The sequence below is a fragment of the Polyangium sp. 6x1 genome (assembly GCF_029946515.1).
Classification (GTDB): domain Bacteria; phylum Myxococcota_A; class Polyangia; order Polyangiales; family Polyangiaceae; genus Polyangium.
The window spans coordinates 14,406-28,294 of sequence record NZ_JARZHH010000042.1 but is presented as its reverse complement, the minus strand read 5'-3'; the positions used below and the strand labels follow the sequence as shown (position 1 = coordinate 28,294).

Here is a 13,889-nt window from a genome sequence, read left to right as displayed (position 1 = left end):
GGCGATTCAAGGCGCGCCGAGGTCGTCGTCCTCGGTCTCCGCGGGGCGCCCGAGGGCCGCGCAGAGCTCGGTCCATGCCTCTTGCATCGACGGGAAGCGGTTCGCGGGCTGGCTCGCGAGCACCCGCGCGACCCACGGATCCACGGCCTCGGGGAGATCGGGGCGGAGCGCGCGCAGGCTCGGGCGTGGGTCGGTCGAGACGGCGCGCAAGAGCTCCACCATCTTGCGCGCCGGGAACGGGAGCCGGCTGCCGATCATGCGGAAGACGACGGCGCCGAACGAGTAGACGTCGGCGCGGTGATCGAGGTCCTTGGGTTTGCCGGCCCAGATCTCGGGCGCCATGTACGTCGGGGATCCGGCGATGGTGCCGTCGCGCGTGACGGTGAAGCCTCCGACCTCCTTGGCGAGGCCGAAGTCGAGCAGCCTCACGCGGCCTCGTGCGCGCGTCCGCAAGACGAAGATGTTCGCGGGCTTGACGTCGCGGTGCACGATGCCGCGCGCGTGCGCGGCGGAGAGCGTCTCGGCGACGGGCCGCATGATCTCGAGCGCGCGATCGACGGACATGGGCCCGCTCCTCGCCTCGACGCCTCGCACGTAGGCTTCGAGGTCCTTGCCTTCGAGCAGCTCCATCACGATGTAGAGCGTGCCGTTGTCCGAGCGGTTGAAGGCGAGGATCTGCGTCGCGGCGGTGCCGCTGAGCAGGCCCATGGCGCGGGCCTCGCGCGCGATGCGCGTCGTGAAGACTGGCTCGCTCGTGATGTTCGGCAAGAGGCACTTCACGGCGACGGGCGCGCTGAGGTCCATGTCCTCTGCGCGGAACACGTAGCCGTGGCCGCCGCTGCCGATGAGGTCGAGGAGCTTGTACCGGCCGTCGATGACATCACCCGCTCGATACGACATGGTGCTCCTCGTCTTGCCGCGTCTTGCCGCCGCGGCAGGCCGTACGATACCCAAGGGGCCCCGAGGGCCGCAACGGGCAGACGGATCTGGGCTATCGTTCGTCGCGATGATGCGACGAACCTCGATGCTTCTTCCGCTCCTCGTCGTCCTCGGCTGCTCGGGCGAGGGCCTGCCGCCTGCGCCTGCGCCGACGACGAGCTTGCCGCCTGCGTCGCCCCCGGCTGCGACGAGCGCCGCCGCGGAGACGCCGGCGCCGAAGGGGCCCGTGGCGCCGATCGCGAAGAAGGATCCGCGCGTCACGGAGATCCACGGGGTCAAGCTCGTCGACGACTATGCGTGGCTGCGCAAGAAGGACGCGCCCGAGGTGCTCGAGCACCTGCGCGCGGAGAACGCGTACAGCGAGGCCATGACGGCCTCGCTCACGCCGCAGAAGGAGCGCATCTACGGCGAGATGCTCGGCCGGCTCCAGGAGACCGACGTGGAGGTCCCTTTCCGGGAGGGCGCGTATCTTTATTACACGCGCACCGAGAAAGGGAAACAATACCCCATTTACTGCCGCAAGGCCGTGAAGGGCGGGGACAAGGCGCCCGAGGAGGTCGTGATCGATCCGAACGAGATCGCGAAGACCGAGAAATACGTCGGCCTCGGCCCGCTGGCCCTCTCCGAGGATGGCAATCTCCTCGCGTACGGGCTCGACACCACCGGCTTCCGGCAATTCGTGCTGCGCGTGCGCGACCTCAAGACGGGCAAGGACCTCGTGGATCGGGCCGAGCGTGTCACGTCGATCGTCTTCGCGAAGGATGGAAAGACGCTCTTTTATACGGTCGAGGATCCGGTCACGAAGCGATCGCACAAGTTGTTCCGGCACGCGCTCGGCGACGAGGCGGCGAAGGATGCGCTGCTCTACGAGGAGAAGGACGAGCGGTTCCGGCTGTTTTCGGGCCGATCCAGCAGCAAGAAGCTCATCTTCGTCCAGTCGAACAGCCACACGACGAGTGAGGTCCGCTTCCTGCCCGCGGACAAACCCACGGCGCCCCTCACGCTCGTGGAGCCGCGGGAGCAGGACCATGAATACGACGTGGATCATCGCGGCGACGAGCTCGTGATCCGCACGAACAGCCCCGCGAAGCCGGGGGATCCGAAATCGACGAACTTTCGGCTCGTGGTGGCCAAGGTTTCGTCCCCGGGGCGCGCGTCTTGGAAGGAGACGATCCCGCACCGCAAGGACGTGATGATCGAATCGGTCGAGCTCTTTTCGACGTTCGCCGTCGCCTTCGAGCGCGAGGACGGCCTGCGCCAGATCCGCGTGCTCGATCCGAAGAAGCTCTCGCTCGACGGCTCGCACAAGATCGCGCTGCCCGAGCCGGTCTTCACGCTGCGGCAAGGGGAAAACCGCGAATTCGATGCGCCCTTTTATCGGTTCCGATTCGAATCGCCGACGACGCCCTCCACGGTCTACGAATACGAGCCGAAGAAGCGCGCGCTCGTGCTGAAAAAGCGCAATGAGGTCCCGAACTACGATGCCGGTCGGTACGAGTCGAAGCGGGTGTACGCGACGGCCAAGGACGGCACGAAGATCCCGGTCTCGCTGCTCTACAAGAAGGGGACGAGCCCGGACGGGAAGAACCCGCTCTTCCTTTATGCGTACGGCTCGTACGGCTTCCCCATCTTCCCCATGTTCTCGGCCCCGGCGTTCTCGCTCGTGGACCGCGGCGTGGTCTGCGCGATCGCGCATATCCGCGGCGGCGGCGAGCTCGGCGAGACGTGGCACGAGGCCGGGCGCATGAAGACGAAGATGAACACGTTCACCGATTTCGTGGACGCGACCGAGGGCCTCGTGCAGATGGGCTGGGCCGCGAAGGATCGAATCGCGATCCAGGGCGCGAGCGCCGGCGGCCTGCTCATGGGCGCGGTCCTGAACATGCGCCCGGACCTTTATCGCGCCGCGATCGCCGACGTGCCGTTCGTCGACGTGATCAACACGATGCTCGACGAATCCCTCCCGCTCACGGTGGAGGAGTTCGAGGAGTGGGGCAATCCGAAGAAGAAGGACGAATTCGAAACCATCGCCCGCTACAGCCCCTACGAGAACGTCGCGAAGAAGGCGTACCCGTCGATCCTCGTGAACACGTCGTACAACGACAGCCAGGTGATGTACTGGGAGCCCGCGAAATGGGTGGCCAGGCTGCGCGAGCGGAAGACGGACCAGAACCCGCTCCTCTTGCGCATTCACCTCGACCCGGCCGGGCACGGGGGCAAATCCGGGCGTTACGAGCGAATGCAGGAGATGGCGTTCAAGTACGCGTGGCTCCTCGACAGGCTCGACGTGAAGGACGGGACGTAGAGAGCCCCTGGCCGCAGCAGATGGGCTGGCCCCTCCGGGTCCTTGCGGGTTCTCCATCCGGGCGGCATCCATGAGGGGACCACACGGGAGGGGGTCCCATGAACCGCGCGCGCCATCCGGAGGACCAGTATCTCGATTTGCTACGCCGCTTGATCGACCGAGGCTCGCGCCGGATGGACCGCACGGGCGTCGGTACGCTCGCGCTGTTCGGGGAGCAGATGCGCTTCGAGCTTTCGGCCGGCTTCCCGCTCTTGACCACCAAGAAGGTCTATTACCGCCAGGCGCTGTACGAGCTCCTGTGGTTCCTGTCGGGCGACACGAACATCCGGCCGCTCCTGGCGAACAAGGTCCACATCTGGACGGATTGGCCGCTGGCCCGTTATCGCAAGGAGACGCGCGAGGAGATCAGCCACGACGCGTTCGAGCGTCGGGTGCTGGAGGATGAGGCATTCGCCGCCCGCTGGGGCGACCTCGGCCCTGTGTACGGCAAGCAATGGCGCCGCTGGGAGACGAAGGACGGACGCGAGATCGACCAGATCGCCCGATTGGTGGAGAGCATCCGCAAGAACCCCACGAGCCGCCGCCTGCTTTTCACCGGCTGGAACGTGGGCGAGCTCGAGCGCATGGCCCTGCCTCCCTGCCACATGACGTACCAGTACTTCGTCGCCGACGGGAAGCTGTCGGGCCTCCTGTTCCAGCGCGCCGCCGACACGATGCTCGGCCTACCCTGGAATCTTTTCGAGGGGGCTCTCTTGATTCACATGCTGGCGCAGCAGTGCGAGCTCACGCCAGGTGAGCTCATCTGGCAGGGCGGGGACGTGCACCTCTACGTCAATCACATCGTCCAGGCCGAGGAGCAGCTCCGCCGCGAGCCTCGGCCATGGCCCACCTTGCGGATCCTCCGCAAGCCGGACAGCTTGTTCGATTACCACGTCGAGGATTTCGAGTTTTCCGGCTACGACCCTCACCCGCACATCAAGGCGGATGTGGCGGTATGAGGATGGAGCCTCGCGTCGCCATCATCGCCGCCGTCGCGGACAACGGCGTCATCGGCATCGAGAACCGCCTGCCCTGGCGGCTCCCGGGCGACCTCGCCCATTTCAAGGCCACGACCATGGGCAAGCCCATCCTCATGGGCCGCAAGACCTGGGAGAGCATCGGCGAAAAACCTTTGCCCGGCCGCAAGAACCTGGTCGTCACGCGGAGGGAGGACTATCGCGCGAACGGCGCCGTGGTCTGCCACGGTTGGGAGGAGGCGATCGGACGGGCGCGGCTTTTCGCAGCGGAGGGCGGCGCCTCCGAGGTCGTGGTCATTGGCGGGGAGGCGCTCTTCGCGGAGGCGCTCGAGGTGGCGGACCGGCTGTATCTGACGGAGGTCCACGCCCGGCCCGCGGGTGATTCCTACTTCCCCCCATTCAACCGGGCGGAATGGCGGGAAATCGCGCGCCGCGACGAACCGGCGCAGGGAGCGGAGTCTCCCGCGTACAGCATCCTCGTGCTGGACCGGAATCGCGGAGCCTTCTGATTTCGTGTCGCGCGCTCAGCCGCGGGCGATGTCCGCGTTCAGATCCACGGCGAGCGCGTTTGCCTCCGCGCGCCGTGGATCGTTCGGGTTCGAAAGGTGCGGGTTCGCATTGAAGATCTGCCAGAACTTCGTGGTCCCGTTCGGATCCTTCGCCTCGACGTGAAAGGCGATCGGCCGCAGCGGGTCGGCGCTGTGGTACCGCACCGTGACCTTCATCCAGCCCGTCCGCGGCAGCCCCGGGCGGTGCGCGCCGCTCGCGTCGAGCATCCGCGCGATCTCGACCTCCATCGCGTACCACGGCCCCCCGTTCATGTTCACGAGCCCGTGCATGGCCACGAGGTTCACGGAGCTATTCGGACCGCCGAACCGCTCGGCGATGAGGTGGCCGCGGTGATCGAAGGGCGAGCGGCTCGATACGCCGAACGCCTGCTTGCGGGGCAGATCCACGTTGCGCACGGGCCCCTCGATCGAGAGCGTCCGCGCTTTGCGCGCCGGCAGGCGCTCGACCTGCGCGCGGAACGTGAACCCGAGCGACGCGTCGAGCCCCTGCCGTTTCACCCAGACGATCGTGCCCATGGCCCCCCCGGGATCCTCACCGCGCTCGGGGCTGCGGGGCCACCTTGCGACGCTTGCCGCGCTCCTGCATCGCCCACGCGATGCCGTCCTTCAGGCTGCGCACCGAGATGACGCCGTGCACTTCGATGCCCAGGCTGATCAGCGTCTGCGCCACGTGGGGCTGGATCCCGGTCAATACGGCCGTGGCACCGAGCAGCTTGACCGCATGCGCCGTGCGCACGAGCGCCTCGGCGACCTGGGTGTCGACCGTCGTGATGCCCGTCACGTCGAGCAGCACCGTCTCGGCCGCCATGCGCACGACCCCTTCGAGGAGCGTCTCCAGCACGACCTGCGCGCGCTTCTCGTCGATACGGCCGACGAGCGGCATGGCGAGTACGTCGTCGGCGATCGGGATGAGCGGCGCCGAGAGCTCGCGGAGCGCCTGCTCCTGCGTGTGAATGAGCTCGGCCCGCAGCGCCTCGTTCCGCTCCGCGTGCTCCTCCGCGCGCCGCCGATCCGTGACGTCGATCCCGACGGCCTGAAACGTCGCGACGTTGCCCGCCTCGTCGAAGATCACGCGATCGATCCAGTTGAGCCAGCGCACATCGCCCCCGGGCGTCAGCACCCGGTGCTCGCAGGGGAGGACCGGCTCCTTCGGCCCGAGCCGGGCGAGCACATCGGCGATGAGCGGCTGATCCTCCTCCGGGACGAGCGGCGCGAAACGGCGGCCGACCAGCTCCTCGCGCGTCTTGCCGAAGAAGCGGCAATACGCGTCGTTGACGAACGCGAGGGTGCCATCGAGGCTGAACGTGCAGATGAGCTCGCGCTGGTCCTCCACGAGCGCGGCGTACATCTGCGTCCTCAGGTAGAGCTCCCGCTCTAGCTCCGCATTGCGACGCTGAAGCTCCGCGACCTGTGCTGCGAGCGAATCCGTGTCGTGGTTCATCCCCTCGTCCCGTTGAATCGATCGACGGTAAGGCATCTCGCCTCGTCGAGGCAAGGCCAGCGTGGGGAAAATCCCGATGAACTAGGGTGGAACCGGGGGAGGGAGGCGGGCGTTACGCTGTCACGAGACGCTCGACCTCGCCGTACGTCGCCGCGATGGCCTCGTCGAGCTTGCCGGCCTCGGGGCCGCCGGCCTGCGCCATGTCGGGCCGGCCGCCGCCGCGCCCGCCCACGATCGCGGCGACGTTCTTGATGACGTCGCCGGCCTTCACCCGGCTCGTGGCGGCCTTCGAGACCATCACCGCGAGCTGCGCCTTGCCCGCGTCCACCGCGCCGACGAGCACGAGGCTCGACTCGCCGAGTTTGTCCCGGAGCTTCTCCGCGATCTCGCGCAGCGCCGCCGCCTGCGTGCCGTCGGGCATGCGCCGGGCGAGGACCTTGACGCCCGAGATGTCGCGGGCCTCCGCGAGCATCGCGTCGATGCCGCCGCCCCCGCCGCCGGGGCCGCCGCCCTCGATGAGCCGGCGCTCGAGCTCGGCGACCTTCTTCTCGAGCTCCCGCTCGTGCGCGACGATCTTGCCGATCTTGTCCGCGAGGTCGCCGCCCTGCGCCTTCGCGACCTGGCGCGCCTTCTGGATGTCGTCCTCCAGGCCGCGCACGTAGCCGAGCGCGTTCTTGCCCGTCGCCGCGAAGACGCGCCGCACGCCGGCCGCGACGCCGCCCTCGCCCGTGATCTTGAACAGGCCGATGTCGCCGAGCGCGCGCGCGTGCGTGCCGCCGCAGAGCTCGATCGAGTCCTGCGTCATCGTCAACATGCGGACGACGTCGCCGTACTTCTCCTCGAAGATCGCGACGGCGCCGCGCTTGCGGGCCTCGTCGACGGGCAGGACCTCCGTGAGCACCGGCGCGTTCTCCAGGACCTTGCCGTTCACGAGGTCCTCGATGCGCTCGACCTCGCCCGGCGTGAGCGGTTTGTTGTGCGCGAAGTCGAAGCGGAGCATGTCCGGCCCGACGCGCGAGCCCTTCTGCTGCGCGTGCTCGCCGAGCACCGTGCGCAGGGCCCAGTGGAGCAGGTGCGTCGCGGAGTGGTTGCGCCGCGTGGCCGAGCGCGCCGCGTGATCGACGGTGAGCGTGACCTTCTGGCCGATGCCGATCTCGCCCGCCTCGACGACGCCCTCGTGCAGGACGAGGCCGGTGAGCGGGCGCTGCGTGTCCGTGACGCGGATGCGCAGATCGCCGGCCGTGATCACGCCGGTGTCGCCGACCTGGCCGCCGCTCTCCGCGTAGAAGGGCGTCTCCTTCACCACGACCTCGACGCGGCTGCCCGCGCCTGCCCGGTCCACGAGCGCGCGGGTGGGTTTGCCTTCGCCGTTTTTCGTTTCGACCGCGAGGATCGCGACGACCTCGCTCTCGCCCGCCTCGCGCTCGTAGCCGGTGAAGACCACGGGCGCCCCGAGTTTTTCGCGCGCCTGCCGGTAGGCAGGGTCGAGGGCGGCGGTCGGATCGATCGGACCGTCGGCCTCGTCCGCGCCCTTGATGATCTTCTCGGCGCCCTCGAGATCGACGCCGTAGCCCTGCTCGCCGCAGATGACCTGCGTGAGATCCAGCGGGAAGCCGTACGTCGTGTAGAGATCCGCCGCCGCCGGCGCCGAGAGGGCCTTGTCGCCCTTCTCGCGCATCTCGTCGAAGCGCTCGTCGAGGATCTTCATGCCGCGCTTCAGCGTGGCGCGGAAGCGGATCTCCTCGTCCTCGGTGACGCGGGCGATGAGCTCACGCCGATCGCGGAGCTCGGGGTAGACGTCGCCCATGCGATCCACGACGAGCAGCGCGACCTCGTGGAGGAACGGTTTTTCGATGCCGAGCCGGTAGCCGTGGCGGATCGCGCGGCGCATGACGCGGCGGAGCACGTACTCGCGCCGCTGCTTCTCGGGCATCACGCCCTCGGCCACGAGGAAGGCCGTCGTGCGGGCGTGGTCGGCGATGACGCGCATCGAGACGTCGTCCGGCGCGAGGCTCGCGCCGTACGTCTTGCCCGCGATCTCGGCCGCGCGCTCGACGAGCGGGCGCAGGAGGTCGGTGTCGTAGTTCGACGTGACCCCTTGGAGCACGAACGAGATGCGCTCGAGGCCCATGCCCGTGTCGATGCTCGGCGCAGGCAGCGGCGTGACGGGCGCGTCCTTCTCCGCGCGGTCGTACTGCATGAAGACGAGGTTCCAGATCTCGGTCCAGCCGGAGCCGTCGAGCCGAGGCTCCTCGCCGAAGCGCCCGAGATCGACCTCGTCGCCCGTGAAGAAGTGGATCTCCGAGCAGGGGCCACACGGGCCGGTGTCGCCCATGCTCCAGAAGTTGTCGGCCATGCCGAGCCGGAGGATGCGATCGTCGCCGAAGCCCGTGACCTTGCGCCAGAGCGCGGCCGCCTCCTCGTCCGCGGGGAAGTCCTTCTCGCCCTTGAAGACGGTGACGACGAGCCGCTCCTTCGGGATGCCGTAGACCTTCGTGAGCAGCTCCCAGGCGCTCGTGATGGCCTCTTCCTTGAAGTAGTCGCCGAAGCTGAAGTTGCCGAGCATCTCGAAGAACGTGTGGTGGCGCGCGGTGACGCCGACGTTCTCGAGGTCGTTGTGCTTGCCGCTGATGCGGATGCACTTCTGGCTGCTCGCGGCGCGCGTGTACGGGCGGCGATCCTTGCCCGTGAACACGTCCTTGAACGGGACCATCCCGGCGTTGACGAACATCAACGTTGGATCGTTCTGCGGGACGATCGGCGCGCTCGGGACGACCTCGTGGCCGCGGGAGGCGAAGAAATCGAGGAAGGTGCGGCGAATCTGATGGCTCGAGGCGGACATGGCGCCCGCCCATCTACCATGTTTCGCGCCTCAGAACATGATCCCGAGGTACCAGCGGAGCGTCTGCGCCGTCTCGGTGTCGAGCACGGGCGCGGGGGTGTTCTCCGGGGCGGCCTCGTAGCGGCTGGCCTCGCCGGGCAAGTAGTCGAAGCCGCCGAGCGGGAAGAGCACGCCGTACTGGAGCATCGTGTAGAAGCCGCCCATCTGATCGGGCTTGTCGTTCAGCGTGCCGTCCTTCGCCTGGAAATACAGCGAGAAATCGAGCTCGACGCCGAGGTCGCGCTTGTTGCCCGGCGTCTGAATGAACTCGCTCGCGCGGCTCCAGATGAGCGCCGCGCTGCCGCCGAGGCGCTGTCCGTTCGGGTCGCGCGCGAAGTCGTACTGCACGGACGGGCGGAAGTAATACCCGCCTTGCACGCGGCTCATGATGTTGCGCCAGAGGATGAGGTCGACGCGGTAGTCCGGGTGGAAGCGGCCCATCGAGTACGTCCGGTCGGCCGTGAGCTGTCGCTCGACGCCGCCGCGAGGCGGCGTGAGGCCCTCGACGTCGGGATCACCCGAGGCCCAGCCGAAACCGAGGTCGAGGCGGAGTTTGTCGTCGAGCGCGCGGAACTCGGACTGCGCCGCGACGATGAAGTTACGCACGGTCCAGCCGGTGTCCTCGGCGTCGAGCGGGTTGCGCTCGACCGTCGTGTTGCCCGCGGTCTGGAGGTTCTCGATGGTGCCGTAGGTCATCGAGGCCTCGGCCTCGAAGCGGAACTTCTTGTAGAGGAACTGGAACCAGAGATCGGGCGTGAAGAACTGCGCGCCGCGGCGCGCGTAGCCGGTGCGGATGTCGCTCGCCGACTGACCGAACGTGGCGCTCGTCGCGGGATCGGTGGTGTCGTTCGCGAGGACCTGGTTGCGGTAGGCGAAGTAGACGCCGCCGTTGATGACGGGCAGGCCCTTGGCGAGATCGAGCCGCGCGAGCTCGGGATCACGCTTGCGCGCGGCCATGAACACGTACTGGCTCACGTCGTCGAGCTGGCCGAGATCGTAGGGCTGGCCCTGCTGCTCGCGGAGCGACGCGCTCGTCGGCCCCTCGCTGATGAAGTCCCACGCGCCGGCGAAGTAGAGGTCGTACTTCTTGATGCCGGTCACGAACATGATCCGATCGACCGTGCTCTGGTAGTCGGAGTCGTAGCCGTTGCCCTCGTTGTTGAGGATGCCGAGGCCCCACTGGTTCGGCATGCGGCCGAAGCGGAGCAGGCCGACGGGCGTGACGTACTCGCCCCACGCGCGCTTGACGACGATGCTGTCGACGGTGCTCGTTTGTCCCGCGACGGGCGCCCACGACGTCGTCGCGAGCGCGCCGATCGGCGCGTACCCGCCGCGCGCGCCGACGGTGTAGCCGCTGCCCTTGTAGCCGGCGGTGGCGTTGACGCCGACCGCGGGGTTGTTCCAGTACCCCTCGGGCGTCGAGCCGAGGACGAAGTTGTCGAGGATGTCGATCTGCGAGAGGACCCGGAGGTTGTCGCTGATGTGCAGCTCCGGCGTGAGGCGGAAGCGCATGTTCGCGCCGGCCTGCGTGTGGTTCTCGCAAGCCGAGGTGTTCGTGGGATCGTCGCCGCAGAGCGTGACGGTCTGGATCTGGCCCGACGTGGGGTAGTACGTGTTGTCGGGCGGCTGCGGCCAGAGCGCGCGATCGGGCAGCTCACGACGGCCGAGCGAGAAGTGATGGAAGAGCTCGGCGCGCGTGCGAAACAGGCCGTGGATCTCCAGGCTTGGTCGCGCCTGTGACCACCAGTCCTCCGCGAAGACGTCGCTCGGCCGCACGCCGACATCGCCCGTGGGCGGAGGACGATCGGCGCCCTGGCGCGTGAGCGCGCGCGCGTCGCGATCCGGATCCGGCGTGCCCGCGACGGGCGCAGCGGCCTTCGGCGCAGGCGTGGTCGTTTGCGGCGCGGCTTGCGGCGGCGTGCCGGTGGCGCCGCCGTTCGGCGGCACGAGCGGCTCGTCTGCGGGCGGCGTCGTCGTGGACTCCGCGGGCTGGGGCTCCGGCGGAGGCGGGGCCGCGGGCTGGGCCAGGGCGGGCCCTGCGACGCAGAGGCCGAAGGCGAGCGCCGCGAGGGACGCTGTCGTTCTCGTTCCCGATCCGTACGAGGAGCCTAGGTACCGCGACGAAATTCGCATGGCGCGTTTGCTGCGTGTGTCGCGCCGGACGGGGCCCCGCCTTGGAATCCGCGTGCCGCGCGCTTGGGGTGTCGTAACGAGGTTCGTCTCGCCGCGCTGCGCACGGCTCGTCCGGGCGCTCGGGCAGGGGCGATGTCTCACGCCGAGCGGGTGTGGTCAACGTGGATCGATGTTGGCCGCGTGGCCAAGGGACAGGTTCCGAGGTCCCTCGGGGAAAACCTGGCCCCCCGGGCCCTGGCGTCGCGGACGGCCCCAACCCGCGCCGCTCCCCCGCCGCCTGGGGGCGCGCTTTCCGTCATCCGGCCGGCGTATCGCGTCCAGTACGGCCAGAACGGCTCGAAATTTCAACCGAATCCAGGATCCCCGTTGCGGCGCTCGGGACGGTCTTCTATTCCTGCAATTCTCGTGTACCGCCGTTCCCAACGTGCAGGGTTGCTGTCCGCGCCAAGAGGGTTGATGAGAACGCGACTATCGCCAAGGCTGCTGACTCTTCTGGGACTTCTCTCCATCTCGCTCGCTCCGACGGCCGCGCTGGCCCAGGAGAGCAGCGCGGGGGGCGCGAAAGAGGGAGAGTTCTCCGTTCAGCGGTTCGAACCCGCGCCGGGCTCGAAGAACTACCTCACGGTCGCGGGCGCTCGCATGGACGCCGCGATGGGCTTCACCGCGGGCCTGCTGGTGAACTACGCGAACAAACCGTTCGTGGTGAAGAGCTGTAGGGCGCAGGCGGACTGCAGCTCGCCGAACGCGACGATCCAGGACGTCGCGGTCATCAGCGACATGTTCACCGCCGACGTGCTCGCGTCGCTGACGCCAGTGCCGGCCGTGCAGATCGGCCTGCGTCTGCCCGTGATGTACGTGAGCGGCTCGGGCATCAACCTCGACACGGGCGGGCCCGATCCGAACGGCTTGAAGGCGTTCGGCGTGGGCGACGCGACGCTCGAAGGCAAGTTCCGCTTCTTCGGCGATCCGAAGACGAGCGCTGTGGTGCTCGGCGGCGCCGTCGACGTGTCGGCGCCGCTCGGGACGATCACGGCGAAGGACAAGTACATCGGGAACAGCACGCCGATCACGGCGGGCGGCCGGCTGATCTTCGACGGGTCGTTCGGCGCGCTCTCGTTCGGCATGAACCTGCGCGGCGTCTACCGCCCCGAGGCGCGGCTCGGCACGACGACGGTCGGTCCCTTCGAGTTCCGCTACGGCGCCGCGCTCGGCTACCGCGTGAGCCCGACGGTCCGCGTGATCGCCGAGGGCTTCGGCGGCACGAAGTTCAGCTCGGACAACGGGACGAATTCGCTCGAGGTCGACGGCGCCCTCCAGATCACGCCGCTCAGCTTGCCGCTCGCGTTCACGGTCGGTGGCGGCGGCGGCGTGCTGCAAGGCGTGGGCGTGCCGCTCTTCCGCGCGCTCGGCGGCATCGCGTTCGTCGCGGAGGTCGGCGACGAGGACAGCGACGGCATCAACGACAAGAACGACAAGTGCCCGTCGATCGCCGAGGACAAGGACGAGTTCGAGGACGACGACGGCTGCCCCGAAGACGACAACGACCAGGACAAGGTCCCGGACCTCCAGGACAAGTGCCCGCTCAAGCCGGAGACGATCAACGGCCTGCAGGACGACGACGGCTGCCCCGACGAGCTGCCGGATCGCGACAAGGACGGCATCGGGGACGCGGACGACAAGTGCCCCGACGACTTCGGCAAGATGCGCGTGAAGGAGTTCTACGGCTGCCCGGACAAGGACCAGGACGGCGTCGCCGACAAGGCCGACGGCTGCCCCGATCAGCCGGAAGACACCGACGGCTTCGCGGACACGGACGGCTGCCCGGATCCGGACAACGACGGCGACAAGATCAACGACGATCTCGACGAGTGCATCGACACGCCCGAGGTCTACAACGGCTTCAAGGACGAGGACGGCTGCCCCGACGAGTCGCCGGACTCGGACAAGGACGGCATCCCGGACGACAAGGACAAGTGCCCGAAGCAGCCGGAGAACTTGAACGGCTTCGAGGACACCGACGGCTGCCCGGACAAGGGTCCCTCGCTCGTCCAGGTGACGGAGGACGACATCAAGATCCTCCAGCGCGTCGAGTTCGCCACGAACAGCGACAAGATCCAGGGCGCCACGAGCTTCGCCGTGCTCAACGCGGTGTCGAGCGTGCTCGAGATCCACAAGGAGATCTTCCTCGTGGAGATCGCAGGCCACACGGACAACGTCGGCAAGACGGAGGAGAACCGGGCGCTCTCGCAGAAGCGCGCGGAGGCCGTGGTCAAGTACCTGATCGACAAGGGCATCGACAAGGCGCGGCTCCAGGCGAAGGGCTACGGGCCGGATAAGCCCATCGCGGACAACAAGCAGTCCGCGGGTCGCCAGAAGAACCGCCGCGTCGAGTTCAACATCCTGAAGTCGGCGAAGAAGTCCCAGGCGGCCCCCCCGCCGTGACGTGACCCCAACGTGGGGGGCTCCGGTCGGACTGCTTTGCAGTCCTTCCTCTGCCCCCTACACCCCCCGCTGCTCTCTGCCTGGGAGCGGCTACCGTTTCGATCCAAAAGGAACCAAATCCCGGGTCGGGTGTCCTGGTAGAGTCTTCTCGACAGGATCGGGG

The 13,889-nt window shown here is 68.2% G+C and carries 9 protein-coding genes; 4 read left to right on the top strand and 5 right to left on the bottom strand.

The genetic code is table 11. From position 1 onward, the window contains the following. Positions 1-6 precede the first annotated feature (6 nt). Positions 7-900: a serine/threonine-protein kinase gene (locus QHF85_RS31705; protein WP_281331119.1), complete on the bottom strand. Its 894-nt coding sequence runs from the start codon at positions 898-900 to the stop codon at positions 7-9. Between the two features lie 106 nt (positions 901-1,006). On the opposite strand from QHF85_RS31705, the gene QHF85_RS31700 reads away from it, so the two are divergent. The 3 genes from QHF85_RS31700 to QHF85_RS31690 all read left to right on the top strand — a co-directional run bounded on the left by QHF85_RS31700 (position 1,007) and on the right by QHF85_RS31690 (position 4,769). Further along, positions 1,007-3,244, top strand: coding sequence for a S9 family peptidase (locus QHF85_RS31700; protein WP_281331118.1), 2,238 nt, complete (start codon positions 1,007-1,009; stop codon positions 3,242-3,244). Positions 3,245-3,342: 98 nt separating this feature from the next. Then, positions 3,343-4,242 carry a thymidylate synthase gene (thyA, locus tag QHF85_RS31695; RefSeq protein ID WP_281331117.1) on the top strand — a complete coding sequence of 300 codons (900 nt, stop codon included), beginning with the start codon at positions 3,343-3,345 and terminating at the stop codon, positions 4,240-4,242. Positions 4,243-4,244: 2 nt separating this feature from the next. Further along, a complete protein-coding gene (locus tag QHF85_RS31690; protein WP_281331116.1) occupies positions 4,245-4,769 on the top strand; it encodes a dihydrofolate reductase in 525 nt (174 codons plus the stop codon). Positions 4,770-4,784: 15 nt separating this feature from the next. Here QHF85_RS31690 and QHF85_RS31685 read toward each other — a convergent pair whose 3' ends face one another. From QHF85_RS31685 to QHF85_RS31670, 4 genes are all read right to left on the bottom strand, one after another. Further along, a complete protein-coding gene (locus QHF85_RS31685; RefSeq protein WP_281331115.1) occupies positions 4,785-5,345 on the bottom strand; it encodes a DNA/RNA non-specific endonuclease in 561 nt (186 codons plus the stop codon). A gap of 16 nt (positions 5,346-5,361) precedes the next feature. After that, entirely contained in the window at positions 5,362-6,270 is a 909-nt protein-coding gene (locus QHF85_RS31680; protein WP_281331114.1) for a PAS domain S-box protein, read from the bottom strand. A 112-nt stretch (positions 6,271-6,382) separates the two neighbouring features. Next, positions 6,383-9,112: an alanine--tRNA ligase gene (gene alaS / locus QHF85_RS31675; protein WP_281331113.1), complete on the bottom strand. Its 2,730-nt coding sequence runs from the start codon at positions 9,110-9,112 to the stop codon at positions 6,383-6,385. A gap of 30 nt (positions 9,113-9,142) precedes the next feature. Continuing rightward, positions 9,143-11,284 (bottom strand): TIGR04551 family protein, encoded by a 2,142-nt coding sequence (locus tag QHF85_RS31670; protein WP_281331112.1) that lies wholly within the window; start codon positions 11,282-11,284, stop codon positions 9,143-9,145. Between the two features lie 456 nt (positions 11,285-11,740). Here QHF85_RS31670 and QHF85_RS31665 point away from each other — a divergent pair, with 456 nt between their 5' ends. Further along, the gene (locus tag QHF85_RS31665; protein WP_281331111.1) at positions 11,741-13,726 is read left to right on the top strand and encodes an OmpA family protein; all 1,986 of its coding nucleotides are present in this window, start codon (positions 11,741-11,743) and stop codon (positions 13,724-13,726) included. Positions 13,727-13,889: the final 163 nt, after the last annotated feature.